The sequence below is a fragment of the Azospira sp. I13 genome (genome assembly GCF_003112695.1).
GTDB lineage: Bacteria > Pseudomonadota > Gammaproteobacteria > Burkholderiales > Rhodocyclaceae > Azospira.
The window spans coordinates 101,583-101,804 of the sequence record NZ_BFBP01000006.1 but is presented as its reverse complement, the minus strand read 5'-3'; the positions used below and the strand labels follow the sequence as shown (position 1 = coordinate 101,804).

The window sequence follows — 222 nt, the reverse complement described above, 5'->3', positions numbered from 1 at the left end:
GTCCTCGGCGAGAACGCCAGCGTCCTCGGCGGTGCTGTCACCTACGGCGGCAGCGCCTTCGGTGCCATCAACGCCGGCAGCTATGCCATCGCCCCAAGCGGTCTAACCTCCAGCAACTACGCCATTACCTATGTTGATGGTGCCCTGAATGTGGCCAAGGCACCCCTCACCGTTACCGCCGGCAACGCCGCCAAGACCTACGACGGCCAGGCCTGGAACGGT

1 pseudogene is annotated in these 222 nt (G+C 64.9%); it reads left to right on the top strand.

What is annotated here, in order from left to right:
• Window positions 1-222: pseudogene (locus AZSI13_RS18375) on the top strand (MBG domain-containing protein); the annotation flags it as partial.